This is a genomic window from Actinoplanes sp. NPDC051633, from assembly GCF_040681735.1.
Classification (GTDB): Bacteria; Actinomycetota; Actinomycetes; order Mycobacteriales; family Micromonosporaceae; genus Actinoplanes.
The window spans coordinates 1-1,063 of the sequence record NZ_JBFAZH010001821.1; the positions used below are offsets into that span (position 1 = coordinate 1).

Genomic DNA, 1,063 nt, shown 5'->3' on the forward strand with positions numbered 1-1,063 from the left:
GCTCAAGTTCATCTCGAAGCACTCGTACAGCCTGTTCATCGGCTACCGGCTGGTGCTGGGCGCGGTGCTGATGGTGCTGCTGGCGACCGGTGCCATCGAGGCACAGTGAGCATCGAGGCGCAGTGACCTCGCCGGCCGACCGTGCCCTGGCGCACGTGCGGTCGCTGGGCACACCCGGTGACATGCCCGCCGCGCCGATCACGGTCAGTTTCCACCCCGACCGGCTGCTGGTCGACGGGTCGACCGTCGCGGAACACCTCGCCGCGGAGGGCCGGTACCGCAGCCAGTTCGAGACGGGCATCTCCAACGGCGGTCTGACCGCGTACCCGGGCGGGGACCGCGACGTGTGGGAGCAGCGCATGTTCGGCGGCGCGTACCCGTCGCACGTGCGCGTGGATCGGCCGATCTACGGCGGCCTCAACCTGGCCGGGCATCCCGACGGGGCGTCGCCGCGGTTCGGCAGCTGCCACCTGCGGCTGACTCCGGCGGTGTCGGCGCGGGCGACGTTCAGTCACGGCGACAGCGTGCTGGAACCGACGGTGGTGGGCACGGCCGACACGTTCGGCGGGATCTGGGCGGCGCTGCTGGCCGCCGTCGAGCAGACCGGTGCGGCGCTGTGCGTGCCGGCCCGCACGGCGGCGCAGTGGGTGGCCGCGCTGGGTGAGCCGCGCACGGCCGCGGGCCGTTGCCTGGACGAGTACGTCGAAGCCCAGGTCCACGGCGGGCTCGACCTGGCCGTGGACGTCGAGGCCGTGGTCGCGGACCCGTCGTTCCGGGGTACGCCCACCGAGGCGCTGTTGTCCCGGCTGGCGCCCCGCCTGGAATACCACCCGGGTTTCCGGCTGGGCCCGGACGACTTCCCGGAGGATCTGCGCGGCCCGGACACCGTGCGGGTGGCGGCGTTCGTGGCGGCCCGCTTCGGGGTGGACGTGCTGTCGGCGGAGGTGGTCGGCCGGGCGGCCGCCGAGGTGGTCCGCGACCCGGCGCCCTGGGCACGGTTCGGCCCGGGCGCCGAGGTGCTGCAGCTGCTCAAGTACGTGTGGCACATCCTGGTGCTGCGCGG

The 1,063-nt window shown here is 73.8% G+C and carries 1 protein-coding gene; it reads left to right on the plus strand.

The window, feature by feature from the left end; all coding sequences use genetic code 11:
* Positions 1–122 precede the first annotated feature (122 nt).
* Positions 123–1,063: DUF3626 domain-containing protein (locus tag AB0M20_RS45455; protein ID WP_364307890.1), on the plus strand; the 941-nt coding region annotated here is incomplete at its 3' end.